Origin of the sequence: Photobacterium sp. GB-56, assembly GCF_003026105.1 — a bacterium.
GTDB lineage: Bacteria > Pseudomonadota > Gammaproteobacteria > Enterobacterales > Vibrionaceae > Photobacterium.
Genome location: NZ_PYNW01000001.1, coordinates 21,211 through 37,923, shown reverse-complemented (window position 1 = coordinate 37,923; position 16,713 = coordinate 21,211). Strand labels below are relative to the sequence as shown.

12 protein-coding genes and 5 tRNA genes are annotated in these 16,713 nt (G+C 40.0%); 5 read left to right on the top strand and 12 right to left on the bottom strand.

Features of this window, described 5'->3' with window-relative positions; all coding sequences use genetic code 11:
* Window positions 1-240: 240 nt before the first annotated feature.
* Window positions 241-1,818, bottom strand: coding sequence for a glutamine-hydrolyzing GMP synthase (gene guaA, locus C9J42_RS00205; RefSeq protein ID WP_107301634.1), 1,578 nt, complete (start codon window positions 1,816-1,818; stop codon window positions 241-243).
* Between the two features lie 111 nt (window positions 1,819-1,929).
* On the bottom strand, window positions 1,930-3,393 hold the full coding sequence (gene guaB, locus C9J42_RS00200; protein WP_107301578.1) for an IMP dehydrogenase: 1,464 nt from the start codon (window positions 3,391-3,393) through the stop codon (window positions 1,930-1,932).
* A gap of 273 nt (window positions 3,394-3,666) precedes the next feature.
* Between guaB and xseA the strand changes: the two genes are divergently transcribed.
* On the top strand, window positions 3,667-5,016 hold the full coding sequence (gene xseA, locus C9J42_RS00195) for an exodeoxyribonuclease VII large subunit (RefSeq protein ID WP_107290608.1): 1,350 nt from the start codon (window positions 3,667-3,669) through the stop codon (window positions 5,014-5,016).
* 57 nt (window positions 5,017-5,073) lie between these two features.
* Here xseA and C9J42_RS00190 read toward each other — a convergent pair whose 3' ends face one another.
* From C9J42_RS00190 to C9J42_RS00175, 4 genes are all read right to left on the bottom strand, one after another.
* A complete protein-coding gene (locus C9J42_RS00190; protein WP_045150963.1) occupies window positions 5,074-5,319 on the bottom strand; it encodes a zinc ribbon domain-containing protein in 246 nt (81 codons plus the stop codon).
* Between the two features lie 409 nt (window positions 5,320-5,728).
* A complete protein-coding gene (locus C9J42_RS00185; protein ID WP_107290609.1) occupies window positions 5,729-6,604 on the bottom strand; it encodes a metal-dependent hydrolase in 876 nt (291 codons plus the stop codon).
* Between the two features lie 78 nt (window positions 6,605-6,682).
* Window positions 6,683-7,090, bottom strand: coding sequence for an META domain-containing protein (locus tag C9J42_RS00180; RefSeq protein ID WP_107290610.1), 408 nt, complete (start codon window positions 7,088-7,090; stop codon window positions 6,683-6,685).
* A 196-nt stretch (window positions 7,091-7,286) separates the two neighbouring features.
* On the bottom strand, window positions 7,287-8,303 hold the full coding sequence (locus C9J42_RS00175; RefSeq protein ID WP_107205399.1) for an OmpA family protein: 1,017 nt from the start codon (window positions 8,301-8,303) through the stop codon (window positions 7,287-7,289).
* A gap of 689 nt (window positions 8,304-8,992) precedes the next feature.
* Between C9J42_RS00175 and C9J42_RS00170 the strand changes: the two genes are divergently transcribed.
* Window positions 8,993-9,667: a winged helix-turn-helix domain-containing protein gene (locus tag C9J42_RS00170; RefSeq protein WP_107245689.1), complete on the top strand. Its 675-nt coding sequence runs from the start codon at window positions 8,993-8,995 to the stop codon at window positions 9,665-9,667.
* Entirely contained in the window at window positions 9,654-10,091 is a 438-nt protein-coding gene (locus tag C9J42_RS00165) for a hypothetical protein (protein WP_107205397.1), read from the top strand. The genes C9J42_RS00170 and C9J42_RS00165 overlap by 14 nt, the downstream gene beginning before the upstream one ends.
* Window positions 10,092-10,129: 38 nt before the next feature.
* On the opposite strand, the gene cueR is transcribed toward C9J42_RS00165, so the two are convergent.
* The gene (gene cueR, locus C9J42_RS00160; RefSeq protein ID WP_107205396.1) at window positions 10,130-10,525 is read right to left on the bottom strand and encodes a Cu(I)-responsive transcriptional regulator; all 396 of its coding nucleotides are present in this window, start codon (window positions 10,523-10,525) and stop codon (window positions 10,130-10,132) included.
* A gap of 120 nt (window positions 10,526-10,645) precedes the next feature.
* Here cueR and C9J42_RS00155 point away from each other — a divergent pair, with 120 nt between their 5' ends.
* Both C9J42_RS00155 and C9J42_RS00150 read left to right on the top strand, forming a co-directional pair.
* Window positions 10,646-13,576, top strand: coding sequence for a copper-translocating P-type ATPase (locus C9J42_RS00155; RefSeq protein WP_107301577.1), 2,931 nt, complete (start codon window positions 10,646-10,648; stop codon window positions 13,574-13,576).
* A 180-nt stretch (window positions 13,577-13,756) separates the two neighbouring features.
* Window positions 13,757-14,644: a TraB/GumN family protein gene (locus tag C9J42_RS00150; protein ID WP_107301576.1), complete on the top strand. Its 888-nt coding sequence runs from the start codon at window positions 13,757-13,759 to the stop codon at window positions 14,642-14,644.
* Between the two features lie 426 nt (window positions 14,645-15,070).
* Here C9J42_RS00150 and C9J42_RS00145 read toward each other — a convergent pair.
* The 5 genes from C9J42_RS00145 to C9J42_RS00125 form a co-directional block, all read right to left on the bottom strand.
* A tRNA-Pro gene (locus C9J42_RS00145) sits at window positions 15,071-15,147 on the bottom strand.
* Window positions 15,148-15,188: 41 nt separating this feature from the next.
* A tRNA-Pro gene (locus tag C9J42_RS00140) sits at window positions 15,189-15,265 on the bottom strand.
* A 323-nt stretch (window positions 15,266-15,588) separates the two neighbouring features.
* Window positions 15,589-15,665, bottom strand: a tRNA-Pro gene (locus tag C9J42_RS00135).
* A 318-nt stretch (window positions 15,666-15,983) separates the two neighbouring features.
* A tRNA-Pro gene (locus C9J42_RS00130) sits at window positions 15,984-16,060 on the bottom strand.
* A gap of 180 nt (window positions 16,061-16,240) precedes the next feature.
* Window positions 16,241-16,317 (bottom strand) — tRNA-Pro (locus C9J42_RS00125).
* Window positions 16,318-16,713: the final 396 nt, after the last annotated feature.

Genomic DNA, 16,713 nt, shown 5'->3' with positions numbered 1-16,713 from the left:
AATAAAGCAACAACTCAATAAACAATTAAAAACATAAGCACCAACAAATACAAAACAAGTCTCAATCGCTTAGTTATACCTCTAGAAAATCCCCTCCAACAAGTAACCTTACGTGAAGCATGTCTTTCCTCATTTTCATCTTCATTTGAATGGATATCTATAAAATATGAGCAATAAAAAACCCTAGTAAGTCACCTTACTAGGGTTTGATGTTTGCTCAGTATTTTTCAGTAAGAGAGATTATTCCCACTCAATCGTTGCTGGCGGCTTACCTGAAATATCGTAAACCACACGAGAAATACCATCGACTTCGTTGATAATACGGTTCGATACTTTGCCAAGGAAGTCGTAAGGCAGGTGTGCCCAGTGTGCTGTCATAAAGTCGATTGTTTCTACTGCACGTAACGATACAACCCAATCATATTTACGACCGTCACCCATTACGCCTACAGAACGAACAGGTAGGAACACGGTGAATGCTTGTGATACTTTGTTGTAAAGATCGGCTTTATGAAGCTCTTCAATGAAGATTGCATCTGCACGACGTAGTAAGTCACAGTACTCTTTCTTCACTTCACCTAGTACACGTACACCTAGACCTGGACCTGGGAATGGGTGGCGGTAAAGCATGTTGTAAGGTAAGCCTAGTTCTAGACCAATCTTACGTACTTCATCTTTAAATAACTCTTTTAATGGCTCAACTAGACCCATTTCCATATCGTCAGGTAGACCACCTACGTTATGGTGAGATTTAATCACGTGTGCTTTGCCTGTTTTCGATGCTGCAGATTCAATCACATCAGGGTAAATCGTCCCCTGCGCTAACCACTTCGCATTTTTTAGTTTCTTAGATTCTTCATCAAATACGTCAACGAATACGTGACCAATTTTCTTACGCTTCGCTTCTGGCTCATCAATACCTGCAAGTGCAGATAAGAAACGATCCTCAGCTTGTACATGAACAATGTTTAGACCGAACTTGTCGCCAAACATGTCCATCACTTGTTGACCTTCATTTAAACGAAGCAGGCCGTTATCAACAAATACACACGTTAGCTTGTCGCCAATCGCACGGTGAATAAGCATAGCAACAACTGATGAGTCTACGCCGCCAGAAAGGCCAAGAATCACTTCATCGTCACCCACTTGCTCTTTAATACGAGCAATAGCATCTTCAATGATATTTGCTGATGTCCATAGCTTTTCACAGCCACAGATATTCATTACGAAGTTCTCAATTAACTTCATACCTTGACGTGTATGCGTCACTTCAGGGTGAAACTGAACACCGTAAAAACGCTTCTCTTCATTCGCCATTGCTGCAAATGGGCACGTTTCTGTTTCTGCAATTTTGATAAAATCTGACGGGATTTCTACCACTTTATCGCCATGGCTCATCCACACATCCATTAATGATGTGCCGTCTTCGGCTGTTGCGTCTTGAATACCTTCAAGGAAATGTGTTGGTTCAACAATTTTAACTTGTGCGTAACCAAATTCACGCTCAGATGAACCTGCAACTTTACCGCCTAACTGCTCAGCCATTGTTTGCATGCCGTAGCACACACCAAATACAGGTACACCAGCTTCAAATACATATTGTGGTGCACGTGGAGAACCGGCTTCCGTTACACTTTCAGGACCACCAGAAAGAATAATACCGTTTGGCGCAAATTCACGGATATCGGCTTCATCAACATCCCAGCTCCAAAGTTCACAGTACACACCAATTTCGCGAATACGACGGGCGATTAGCTGTGTATATTGAGAGCCAAAGTCCAAAATAAGGATACGTTGTTCATGAATATTTGTGGTCATGGTCATTAGTGAATGTTCTCGAATAATTTTATATATTGGGAGCAAAGGCTCTGCTCCCGATGTTATTTCTTACTGACGTAATCGTTAAACCCAAAGATGAGTGGGTAACAATTAACCCATACGGTAATTAGGTGCTTCTTTAGTAATAGTCACATCATGAACGTGTGACTCTTTCATGCCAGCCCCTGAAATACGTACAAATTCAGCTTTAGTACGAAGATCTTCAATCGTTGCTGAGCCCGTTAGGCCCATGCTTGAGCGTAAGCCACCCATTTGTTGGTGAACGATTTCTTTTAGGTAACCTTTATAAGCAACACGGCCTTCAATACCTTCTGGTACCAATTTGTCAGCCGCATTATCAGTTTGGAAATAACGGTCAGAAGAACCTTTTGACATTGCGCCTAGTGAACCCATGCCACGGTATGATTTGTATGAACGACCTTGGTATAGTTCAACTTCACCCGGCGCTTCTTCAGTACCAGCAAACATAGAACCTACCATTACACATGATGCACCAGCGGCAATCGCTTTACACATATCACCAGAGTAACGAATACCGCCATCAGCAATAACAGGAATACCGTATTGATCAGCAACAGATGCCGCTTCTGAAATTGCGGTAATTTGTGGAACACCAACACCTGTAACAATACGAGTTGTACAGATTGAACCAGGGCCGATACCAACTTTTACTGCACTCACACCTGCTTCAATAAGAGCACGTGCACCTTCAGCCGTAGCGACATTACCGCCAACAATTGGAAGATTAGGGAATGCCGCACGCGTTTCACGAATACGTTGTAGAACGCCTTCAGAGTGACCGTGTGAAGAATCGATAAGCAGTACGTCTACGCCAGCTTCAACCAAAGCAGCTACACGCTCTTCATTACCAGCACCAGCACCAACCGCAGCACCTACACGTAAGCGGCCGCGCTCGTCTTTACAAGCATTAGGTTTACGTTCTGCTTTTTGGAAGTCTTTTGCAGTAATCATGCCTTTAAGGCGGAATTCATCATCAACAAGTAACACCTTTTCAACACGGTGTTGTTGCATGATAGCTTCAACTTCTTCACGAGATGCGCCTTCTTTAGCCGATGCTAAATCTGCTTTAGATGTCATCACTTCTTCAACTGTCTTTGAAAGATCAGTAACAAATCGAACATCACGACCTGTAATAATACCAACTAACTCATTGCTATCTGTTACTACAGGGTAACCAGCAAAACCGTTCTGCTCTGTTAATCGCTTAACATCAGCAATCGTTGCGGTAGGTTTAACAGTCACAGGTTCAGAAACAACACCTGCTTCGAACTTTTTCACCATGCGAACTTGATCCGCCTGCTGTTCGATAGACATATTTTTGTGAATGAAACCGATACCACCTTCTTGAGCAAGACCGATAGCTAAGCGGCCTTCAGTCACAGTATCCATTGACGCTGACACCATTGGGATATTAAGAGAAATATCTTTTGTCAGTTGAGTGCGCAGATCGGCAGTGTTAGGTAGAACGGTTGAATGGGCAGGAACCAGCAAAACATCATCGAAGGTTAAAGCTTCTTGTTTAATTCGTAACATTGCAATATCTCACACCGAATAGGGGTTTAAAGAAGGATAAAATATTGCGGTCGAATTATACGTATGAAGCAAACGTTTGGCTAGATTTTTTTTAATTTTTTTTCTTGACACATTTTAATTGATAAGTAATATATTTCGGTTAACTATCCGGTGATGCGGTCAAGGAAATACGGCCAAGATCTGTCCATTGATCTGCCTGTATACTTTATGTCTTATTCGGTTTTATTTTGACCGCCTGCCTACTACTTCATTCGATAGCAGGTACCATTCCTAGTGACCACTTTTTCCCCTCAAAGCCAAACGAATAGTCGTATTTACACGGTTTCTAGCTTAAATGCACAAGTACGTCTCGTACTTGAAAATGAAATGGGTGTAGTGTGGCTTATTGGTGAGTTATCTAATTTTTCGATGCCCGTTTCTGGTCATTGGTATTTCACCCTGAAAGATTCACGTGCCCAAGTTAAATGTGCCATGTTTAAAGGCAGTAATCGACATGTGACCTTTAAACCTGCCAATGGTAATCAAGTATTAGTTAAGGCGCGTTTGTCATTATATGAACCACGTGGTGATTATCAGCTGATCATTGAAAGTATGCAGCCAGAAGGCGATGGTCGCTTACAACAGCAATTTGAACAATTAAAAATGTCGTTAGCAGCGGAAGGTTTATTTGCGCAATCACTCAAAAAAACGCTGCCAGAACAACCTAAACGAGTAGGTATTATTACCTCAAAAACAGGCGCGGCTCTGCACGATATTTTACACGTTTTGCAACGTCGCGATCCGAGTTTACCCATTGTGATTTATCCAACCATGGTACAAGGCGAAGGCTCTGCAATTTCTATTGCACAAGCGATTGGTCGAGCCAATGCTAGGCAGGAATGTGATGTATTAATTGTCGGTCGAGGTGGCGGTTCACTGGAAGATCTTTGGGCATTTAATGAAGAAATTGTCGCGCGAACCATTGCCGCTAGCCAGATCCCCATTGTCAGTGCGGTTGGTCATGAGGTCGACGTCACTATCGCAGATTTTGTTGCCGATGTCCGTGCACCAACACCTTCTGCTGCCGCTGAGTTGATCAGTCGCGATATGACTCACCAAACACAATTACTCGATCGTAAAAAACAACAATTGCGCCATGCCGTCAGGTCGTATTTATCACACTCTTTGCGCCAAGCAACTCAACTACAACACCGTTTAGAGCGTCAGCATCCACAGCTTCGTTTAAATCAGCAGCAGCAACATCTTGATGAAATTAGTCAACGCTTAGTTCAAGCGATGCAGAAAAAATTACAAAAGCATCAACAACATATCGATAGTAATAACTATAAAATATCACTTTACTCCCCCGCTACGTTAGTAAGCAATGCACAACGAAATTTAGAGCGGAGTGAACGAAGACTCTATGATGCTTTAGACCGTAAGCTGCTAAATGCAAAACATAAATTAGCGGTAGCTGCAGAAAAACTAGAAACAGTAAGCCCCCTCGCAACTTTGGCCCGTGGTTATTCTATTACTCGAAATGAGCAAGGTGATCTAATCAGAAATACATCACAAGTTCAGCATGGTGATAAACTTATCACCACAGTAACGGATGGTGATATCCATTCCTGTGTTATCAAATAACCATAGTATCTGTTAACAAAAATGGCGCTATTTAGCGCCATTTTTTATACATTCTATTTAGCGTGTCTCAGCACGCATTTCAAATTGTACCTTAACCCGAGATTTAGACTTTAACTCATTGCAATGATTACAAAAATAACTTGCAGAACCACACGCTTGTAATCTTTCTAACTGCTCATTGCAATCAGGACAAAATACATGTTTCTCAACTTGTTGTTGGCAAAAATCGCAAAAATAGCCGTGATCTTTCCAACTTAATAAGCTGCTACATTGCGGACAAATATTTTCAACGTTATCAGCCATGCTCTTCGACCTCTGTACAAAATTTACATCTTCGAATGATTATTAAGTGCGGTAATCAGAAATACAATTATCTTGCGCGTAGAACTTCATCTTCATCACAAAGAATTATCATAAATAAGTTTTTTCCATTATTCGACAATCATAAAACAATCAATTTAGATCAACACGATGATCAACATGCTTAGTGGTGATCTTCTTTTAAAACAAACCTGATCAGCTAACAGGTATCAAAAGAACATTTATCAATACACTTCCCGAAAGCATAAGTTACATATGTTGTATTTGGATTTTAAACAGGATATAAATCCAAGAAATAATATTAAAACACAATGATCATGCATTATATAAATTAGGATCTTTATCTTTATAAGCATAACTCAGAGAATAAAATCTAAATAAACGTTTAATATTACGCTTTCACACTCTTGGTATACATCACAATCTCTTGGTCTGAATTCACTTTAAAATTAACGGTAACTGATTGATATTCAGATAAAGATAAAATATGAGTTCCACCACAAGGGATCTCAATAACGCCCTCAGAGCCTAAATTACATTGCCAATAACGCGAATCTGTCAGATGATCACCTTCTCGCCTCATTACCACAGCAGTTTTTAATGCTACCCAATCACTGAGTTGCAGATTAATACGCTCAGCTACAACATTAAGTTCTGCTAGTAGATCTGCGCTGTTTAGCCCACGCTTACGTAATGTTTTACCTAAACGATACGTGTCAGTACTGAGATCGGGCGTCACTTCACTTTTTTCTTGGGCATAGCTATGAAAATCATAGAAACCAAGCTCATCTCTACGAGTCGGCTCTTTTCGCCAGAAGTCATTATGAAGAACTTTATTTAACGCTAAAGAAGATAAATGCCCCGCACTATGTCCACGACTCAAACTTTGCTGATATTCCCTATCAACAGACAATGTCACTGTATTGCCAATATCAAAGTCTATTGTTCCTGTAATAATATGAACAACAACAAACACCCATCCTTCCGTATCCCGTTTAACCGGAATGTCTTGGGCAATAAAAAGATTGTTTGTTGCTAGCTCAATAGCACCAACGACACAATTGTTAACCTGATACTGTTTATCAGCATGAATAATCATCCCTTGATCAGCAGGATGATCAGGCCAAATATGGCTAACAGGATGAAAAGGGGTCGACTGGGTAACAACATAATTTTCGTCACCTGAATGACTTATCATTAGTACAGTACTATCAAGCAACCATTGTTGTTGAGTAAATACGACTTGCGTTGGCGCGATAACAGGCATCTTCTATCCTTAGTTCTACTTATAAAAAAGCCCAGCACAATGGCTGGGCTCTACATAAAATTAAATCACATAAGACAATCAACTTGCATTAGTTTTTTCAAATACCAAAAACTTATCGCCAGCATCAACAATGAGGCTATTGTTAATCACTTCAATACTTGTCGCACTGCGTAACACATTTAGCATATTATTTTCTTGTTTAACTAACTCAGGTAAACACATTTTGCGCGTGACAAATGGAAGCGAAAAATCACCGACTGGCTCAACCTTACCTTTAAAAACATTACAACCGGTAAAACCTGTTACCTTCATGTTTGATTCAATATTTAATGATGGTCGATGCTTTGTAATACCGGGGAGCTCAACTCCACCTTTTAGTTTCCAATCACCAACCATTTGTGCTGATTTTTCAAATTGCTGGTTGGAAAAGCACCCAGTTAATGAAATGGTCATTAATGCTAATAAACATAACGTTGTTTTTTTCATTATTAGTCCTTACAACATATCTTAATTCATTCTAATTAAATCGCTTACGCTTGACGTACACCGTCCTCCGCATTAAGCGCGACGAATTAAAAGTGATTTAATGAGAATGTGATTAAAAAAATAATGCCGGTGAAAATATCACCGGCATTAATTTATCTTAGTAATAAAATACTAGATAGATGTGGATCAGTCTTAATTACTTAAGGATGATCTGTACTGAACGCTGAACGTAGTTAGTATTAGTCGCAGAGTCAGTTTTAAGTGGGTTGTTGTAACCTACAGAAGAAACAGTTAGACGAGATGCGTCGATACCGTTAGCTTCTAGGTATTTAGCAACGTTTGCTGCACGCTCTGCAGAAACTTTTTCGTTAACTGCAGCAGAACCAACTTTGTCTGCACGACCAATGATTTGAGCGTTAACTTCTGGGTTAGCTTGCATAGTTGCAATAACTTCACCTAGGTTGTAACGGCCGTAGTCATTTAGCTTAGTTTGACCATTTTGGTATGGTAGAACGTAAGAAGAACGAGTTGGTACTTGAGACTCAACAGCTACTTCTTTAACTACTTCAACGTTGTTAGTAACAACCATTGGAGTTGCTGGTTGACCGAACTTGTAAGTCATACCCCAGTACGCTTGAGTTAGATCAGCGTGACCGTGTGAAGTACGTAGGTCTTGGTAGTAATCAGCACCGATTTGAGTAGATAGTGCATGAGTGATTTGGTAAGACAGACCTAAACCAACTGTTGGTGAGAAGCTGTCAGACTTCATGTGTAGCGCGTTGTTTGCAAAGTTCTTGTTATCAGCGTAGATGTATGTAGCACCTAACTTACCGAACGCAGATAGTTTTTGAGTTAGAGGTAGGTTACCTTTCACACCCAAAGTACCTAGGTGCATGTCAGCATTACCTAGATCATGCATGTAATCGTAGCTACCGTAGATACCGAAGTATTGGTTGAAGTCGTAACCAGCATCTAGTTTAACACTTGGTGCTTCACCGTTTGCAGAACCAGGGAACTTAGAAATATCGCTGTTAGATACGTAACCCATACCTAGTGCGCCACCAACCCAGAAACCAGATTGATCGTAAGAAGGAGCAGTTTGTGCAGGCGCTGTAGCTGTAGTGCTAGTAGTTGCATCAGCTGCCGTAGCAGATGTAGCAACACCTAGAGATAAAGCTGCTAGTACAGATAGAGATAGAGATTTCAATTTCATGTTTAACTCCATTGAGTAATGCTTAAACTTTTTAAGTCTGCTTTATGTAGTGCGTACTATTTTTTTAATGTGTATCGCAAAGCAGTTATTGTCAGGAACGGGGTGTATTTTGTGACGAATACGATGTTATGGCAAGTAATAAAAAATGATGTTCACAATTATTTTGTGTTTTTCACCACAAAAAAAATCGGACTTCTGAAAAATAGTTTTTTCAGAAAAAAAAGGAGATAAAGGAAAATACAAAACAATTCATCTAGAAAAAACAGTTCTAAAAAAAGATAAAAAAACCATGTAAAAAAACATAAAGCAATAAAAAACAAATAATTAAATAGTTCTTTTTTATGATTCCAGCCATCTAAAAACATTACTTTATATAGGTGTATTGAATTATCAAAAAACGTTCAAAGATTAATTTATCTGCACAATGTGGTATCTGCTACTTTTATTATCTCTTCCATAAATAAATTTTTTTGTTAGCATCAATGCTGACAAAAAAGATACTGGATTATTTTTTGTTTTTCTTTCATCCAATACATGTTACTTAAGTCTTCAATTTAGACAGAGTAACTGCTAAAAATTGCGTAGTTTATCCCGCTGCGCCAAGATACATTTAGCACTATAAATAATAACAATGATAAATACGTTAAAAGGCGACTATGGTCTTTTGTAGATAGTGAATAGGTAAATCAATGATTATATATAAGCAGGGTAAAGATAGCTTTGAACCCCAAAAAAGCGCTTATTCTACACCTGATACTACAACCAAACTCAGTGCTAGTGAGACAAAAATACTACAATACTTAATTGATAATAATGGTGAGATTATTAGCCGCGATAAATTACTGGAGATCGGTTGGCCTGATAAAGTCGTTGTACCTAACTCATTAAATGTTGCTATCGCTAATTTACGCAAAGCTTTTAAAACAAAAAATGAAATTATCATTACGATAAAAGGGGCTGGATTTACGATTGCTAAAAACACTTTTATACAGCATAAAATCCAACCAGAGATCGTATCAGACAGTGACCATATAACGACTAGCCAAAGTGCAACCGCATCTTTAAATAAAGAAGAGAATGTAACTGCATTATTGGATAATAACGGTGAGCAGAAAAATGACACCACAGCAAAACAACCGTTATCAAAGATAGCAAAAATTGGTTGTGGTATATCCATGATTGCATTATTAGCATGGATAGGACTTTGGACCAGTAGTTGGCAAACACCACCCTGTGTATCCGTTAATAATCAGCAGATCTGTGGTAATATAGAGCTTCTTAACTTAAATGAATTGCCTAAAAACCTGCCATCGAAAGGCACTATATATATAGATTCAGCAGGTAAACTGTATGAAAAAAATTAAATACATCATCATGGCCTTAGTTGCTCTGATGTTATTTCCAATTATTAACGGTATGGGTTGCGACTTTAACTATAAATTAACCACTCCCGGCCATGAACAGTTCGGCAGTTGTAAATTTGGTCAATACACCTTAATAGACTATCCCGACCCAAAACAAGATAATGGCTATACCGTATTAAAAGGACTGTATTTTTACGCTTTTGGCAATGCGGCAATATTAATCACCAGTAATGAAGATCACACCAAGAAAATTACTGATTCTTCGATAGAGAGCTTAAACTTTGCAAATAAACGTTTTTGGTACCAGCTTTCGTTACAAAGACTGAATAAAGATGAACTTGTGATTTTCACAAAGCATCCAAAACCCAAGCTACAAGTGATCCCTTACGACGGCACACTTGCAATGACTGACAGTAATTCATAATCAGAATTAATAACAGGTGCTAATTTTCTAGCGCCTGTTTATTCTTGTTGTACTAACCCTTCCAATATCGGACAGGTTGAATTTTTATCTCCAGGACATTGCTTCGTTAATGCTTCTAGTGTTTTCTTCATCTGTAGTAATTCATTAATCTTAATATCTATCTCTTTTAACTTTTCTTCCGCCTTTTGTTTTACATCACGACTCTGACGACTTGAGTTCATTGATAACGTTAATAAATCACGGCATTCATCAAGAGAAAATCCAATCATTCGAGAACGTTTGATCAACAGTAACTCTGAAATATGGTTTTGATTATAATAACGATATCCATTAGCACCTCTAGGAGCTGGGCTTATCACACCTTTCGCTTCATAAAACCGAATAGTTTTTGCTGTTAGCCCTGTTTTTTCAGCGACTTCACTTATATTAATCATCTTTATCCTTCCACGTTTTATCTATTCTTTAAAATACACCAAACATACCTTGACCTTACAGTAACTGGAAGGTTTATTCTTACTTCATCCTTTAAATATAGTAAGGCGTAAGGGCTCAAAATGAATGCTATTACTCTCCCACTCGCGAACGTCCATTGCATGAGCTGCGTAAATAAAATACGTTCAGCTTTAGCAACATTGCCCGACTGCCAAATTATCGATATAGATACAAAGCAAATTACTGTAAATAGTGAAAGCCCACTAAAAACAATGTCTGAAAAGATCAATGCATTAGGCTATCACGTCGGTTTCCACTATCAACTTGCACTAGCTGGTTTATCATGTGGTCGATGCGTGGCTAAAGTTAAAGCCGCACTAGCAAGCCGGAATGATATTTTCAGCGCTAGTATAACGAAAGAAACAGCTGATATAACGGGCTCTCTAAGTGAGCAAACACTTACCGATATTATTACATCACTGGGTTATCAAGTAATACCTGCTTCGTCGGAATTAGAAAAAGACACACTGATGTTTACTCTATCAGGGCTTTCATGCGGAAAGTGCGTTGCCAAATTGACAGAGAAACTAAAAGCCAATGATCAGATCAAAATCCTTGCTTTAGATAAAACGCATGCAGAAATTAGAACAATACTTACTGCAGAAGATGTCATTTCCATTATTACAGAGGCTGGCTACCAAGCAACACAAACAACTATAGATGACAAATTAGCTCAACCAGTAAACACCAATGAGCAAGAGAACAAGGATGATAAAGCGCTAAATGCTCTTCTCTCATCTGAAAGTTCTCAGGTTCAACAGTTACTGTTATCAGGTATGACATGTGCCAGTTGTGTCGCCTCTGTTGAAAAAGCGATTAAGCAAGTTACAGGTGTTGATACCGTCAGTGTAAACCTTGCGGAGCGTACAGCACTTATCTCAGGTAATCCTGATATAAAAGCCGTTATTACCGCTATTACTGCAGCCGGTTATGGCGCTGAAATCAGTGAAGATGAACAAACTCGACGTCATCGTCAACAACAACAAAATACCCAAACATTCAAAACACACTTAAGGAATGCATTTATTGCACTTGGCTTAGGGGTTCCTATGATGGCTTGGGGGATCTTTGGCGGTAGCATGATGATCGACTCAACCACCAGCCAATTAGCATGGGGATTTGTTGGCTTAATCACCCTATTATTGCTCGTAACTGTTGGTAAAGATTTCTATATCAATAGTTGGAAAGCATTCAAACATCATCGCGCTACTATGGATACATTAGTTGCGCTGGGGACCGGTGCTGCTTGGCTATTTTCAATGCTTGTAGTGCTAAAACCAGATATGTTTCCTGCATCTGCTCGACATGTTTACTTTGAAGCAACAGCCATGATTATCGGTTTAATTACATTAGGCCATGCCCTTGAAGCTCGCGCTCGCAGTCAAACATCGAAAGCATTAGAGCGTTTAATCGATCTACAACCACAAACGGCTATCGTAGTTGAAAACGGCGTGGAAAATGAGCGCCCACTCAATGAAATAAAAAGTGGGATGACGTTACGTCTTCGCCCTGGTGCAAAAGTCGCTGTTGACGGTGTCGTTATTGAAGGTAATACCTATATAGATGAATCCATGCTAACGGGTGAGCCTCTTGCTGTTCACAAACAGAATGGTGACAAAATCAGAGCAGGGACTATCAACCAGCAAGGAGCATTACTCTTTAAAGCTGAGCATATTGGCAGCGATACAATGCTAGCTCGAATTATCCAACTCGTTCGTCAAGCGCAAAGCAGCAAACCCGCACTTGCACGCTTAGCTGATACTATTTCAAGCATCTTTGTGCCAAGTGTCATGATCATCGCCATCATTACTGCCATGGTGTGGTACTACTTCGGTCCAGCACCGTCATCGGTTTATATGTTAGTCGCTGCAACGACCGTACTTATCATTGCTTGTCCTTGTGCATTAGGTCTTGCTACACCAATGTCAGTCACTGTAGGTGTTGGGCGCGCAGCAGAGCTGGGGATTTTAATCCGTGATGCTGAAGCTATGCAGCAAGCAGCCAACATCAATACTGTTGTGTTAGATAAAACAGGTACGCTCACTGAAGGGAAGCCACAAGTGGTAAGTATTCAGAGCTATACCGCTCTTACTGAAGATCAGCTATTACAATTAACCGCTACCTTAGAACAAGGTTCGGAGCATCCTTTAGCGAATGCTATTATTGAATCAGCGAAACAAAAAGATCTGACTCTCAGTCGAGTAACAGAATTTAAAGCCATTGCAGGTATGGGTGTGTCAGGCACTATTGATACAAGCAGCGTGATACTGGGAAATGAAAAATTAATGACCCAATACAATGTTGATATCAATCAAGCCCAAACTGACTTTGATAATATCGCATCTCAAGGTGCAACACCTGTTTACTTAGCGAAAAATAACCAACTTATAGGAATTATTGGCATTAGCGATCCTCTACGTAGTGACTCATTAAGTGCGGTTAAACGAATGCAAAAAATGGGTCTGACTGTTGTGATGCTAACGGGAGACAGTTTTAAAACAGCACAAGTTATCGCGACTAAATTAGGCATCACGGATGTAGTTGCTGATGTGCTACCCGATGGTAAAGCGGCGCAAATAAAACAGCTTCAACAGCAAGGTAATCGAGTCGCAATGGTCGGTGATGGCATCAACGATGCTCCAGCTCTTGCATTGGCAGAAGTCGGTATTGCGATGGGAAGTGGCACTGATGTTGCGATAGAAAGTGCGCAATTTACATTAATGCGTCACTCTCTTCATGGGGTGGTTGATGCCTTAGAGTTATCTAAAGCAACCTTGCGAAATATGAAAGAAAACCTATTTGGTGCTTTTATTTACAATAGCTTAGGTATTCCTGTTGCTGCAGGTGTATTGTACCCACTCACGGGGGCATTACTCAGCCCAGTCATTGCGGGGGCTGCCATGGCGTTATCATCCATAACGGTAGTTACCAATGCCAATCGACTTCGCTTATTTAAACCTAGCTACCAAGCTAAATCAGCACAGGAGAAATAGTATGTGCTTGTTATTAGGCATTGCTGCTATTGCATTAATTATTTGGTGGTTCTGGCTTCACCCTAGTCTTCGCTAACCAAACTAACACCAAAGGCTACTATCTGTAGCCTTTTTTATTACTAATCAGGAATATTTTGTTATAACTAAGAAAAAGTATAATTTCTTATTTTAAGGCGATGAATGTTTAAATCCTTACTTTCGAAAATTCTGGTGCTGCTGCCATTTATTTCTCATCATGCATTCGCAGAGCCCATTGTTTGGAAAATTTATGACACGCAACGCCAGTTCTATGTATTAGGTTCAATACATGCGGGTGAGAAAGACATGTTTCCATTACCAAAGGCTTTTTTAACGCAATGGAAAAATGCTGATGCATTAATTGTTGAAGCCAATATACTCACTCAATCAACATCGACCATAGAACAATACCAGCCACCATTAACCCAAGAAAAACTCAATTCCAAACAACTCCAAACGCTTCAAATAATCACAACATCACTACAACTTCCTTATGAACACCTTATTGCTCAGCCACCATGGTTGACAGCAACTTATCTCCAGCTTGCACTCGCTAAGCAACAAAATCTATCGACCGATCAGGGTATCGATTATGTGTTATTGAAAAGAGCGCAGCAGCAAAATCTACCAATTAAGGCATTTGAAACGGTTGAGCATCAATTAAACCTGCTTCAAAACTTACCTGAAAATGGCACTAACATGTTGTTAGAGACCATCAATAACTGGCAACAAACAGAGCAAGCACTGAAATGTTTAGTTAATGTATGGAAACAAGGCGACAGTAAAAAATTTACCGAACTATTCAACGATACCCAATTTGATCCAGAAACCAACGATGCCTTAATTTTTTCTCGGAATCGTCAATGGACAAAAATACTCAGTGAATCAGAAGATTATCAATCTGGACGGTTTATGGTTGTTGTCGGCGCATTTCATTTAATCGGAGAGCAAGGACTTCCCGCTTTGATGGAGAAAGAAGGATTTACTGTTGAAAGGATCACCAAAGGTGTTACGGCACAGTGTGATGGATGGGAAAAGCTAACGTCATAAATACCAACACATGGCTGTGGAACAACACTTTAAATCGTATTATTTACTCACAGGGTTTATAAACATCAGATGTAAAAAAGCCCCGTTTTTCAACGAGGCTTTTATAAGTGGTCGGTGAAGAGCTGGTTTTTAATAGATCAGGAACTCCCGACCCTCTGGTCCGCCATTTACCTAGAGCTGTGATGCTCTACCAAACATGCTATTCAACAAAATATGAAAGACATCTGATGCAAAAAAGCCCCGTCTTTCGACGAGGCTTTTTATAAGTGGTCGGTGAAGAGCAGTTTTTTAATAGATCAGGAACCCCCGACCCTCTGGTCCGCCATTTACCTAGAGCTGTGATGCTCTACCAAACATGCTATTCAACAAAATATGAAAGACATCTGATGCAAAAAAGCCCCGTCTTTCGACGAGGCTTCTAATAAGTGGTCGGTGAAGAGGGATTCGAACCCCCGACCCTCTGGTCCCAAACCAGATGCGCTACCAAACTGCGCTATTCACCGACTGTAAATAATGGCTTTATTAAACCACTATTTTTAAATAGTGGTCGGTGAAGAGGGATTCGAACCCCCGACCCTCTGGTCCCAAACCAGATGCGCTACCAAACTGCGCTATTCACCGACTGTAAATAATGGTTATATTAAACCACTACTTTTAAATTGTGGTCAGTGAAGAGCTGAGTCTATATAGAGAAGGAATCTCCGACCCTCTGGTCCGCTATTTCCAAAAACAGGATACTTACCAAGCTACGTCATTCACCGACTGTAAATAATGGTTTTATCGAAACCACTACCTTTTAATTGTGGTCAGTGAAGAGCTGAGTCTATATAGAGAAGGAATCTCCGACCCTCTGGTCCGCTATTTCCAAAAACAGGATGCTTACCAAGCTACGTCATTCACCGACTGTAAATAATGGTTTTATCGAAACCACTACCTTTTAATAGTGGTCGGTGAAGAGGGATTCGAACCCCCGACCCTCTGGTCCCAAACCAGATGCGCTACCAAACTGCGCTATTCACCGACTGTAAATAATGGTTAATTAAACCACTACCTTTTAATAGTGGTCAGTGAAGAGCTGAGTCTATATAGAGAAGGAATCTCCGACCCTCTGGTCCGCTGTTTCCAAAAACAGGATGCTTACCAAGCTACGTCATTCACCGACTGTAAATAATGGTTATATTAAACCACTACTTTTAAATTGTGGTCAGTGAAGAGCTGAGTCTATATAGAGAAGGAATCTCCGACCCTCTGGTCCGCTATTTCCAAAAATAGGATGCTTACCGAGCTACGTCATTCACCGACGAAAATAATGGTTTTATTAAACCACTACTTTTAATAGTGGTCGGTGAAGAGGGATTCGAACCCCCGACCCTCTGGTCCCAAACCAGATGCGCTACCAAACTGCGCTATTCACCGACTGTAAATAATGGTTTATTAAACCACTACTTTTAAATTGTGGTCAGTGAAGAGCTGAGTCTATATAGAGAAGGAATCTCCGACCCTCTGGTCCGCTATTTCCAAAAATAGGATGCTTACCAAGCTACATCATTCACCGACTGTAAATAATGGTTTTATTAAACCACTACCTTTAAATAGTGGTCGGTGAAGAGGGATTCGAACCCCCGACCCTCTGGTCCCAAACCAGATGCGCTACCAAACTGCGCTATTCACCGACAAATTCAACAACGCTCTGCGTCGTCGAGGTCGCTTATAATACTCGCCAAATTGATTTTAGCAACCCCTATACGGTATTTTTTTTTGTAACGAATTTTTTTGCTCATCAAGCAACCAAATTTGTGCATTCTCGGTAACTTAAGTGCTCTCAAACGCACAAATAACCACAACAATGAAACAGCCTTTTTACTCTTGTTCTAGATCATAACAACAGGCTATACACATTGCTTGAATAACCGCCATCATATCTAAACGCTAGGGATCTATATGGACTTTTGGTTAGCGCTTTTATTTGGAAATAGTATAGGACTTGCCTAGATACTAATTATTTTTCAGCGTTTGGCTTAATGCTATTATTTGGTGGTTACTTTATCTATAGAACAGTCACAGCAACT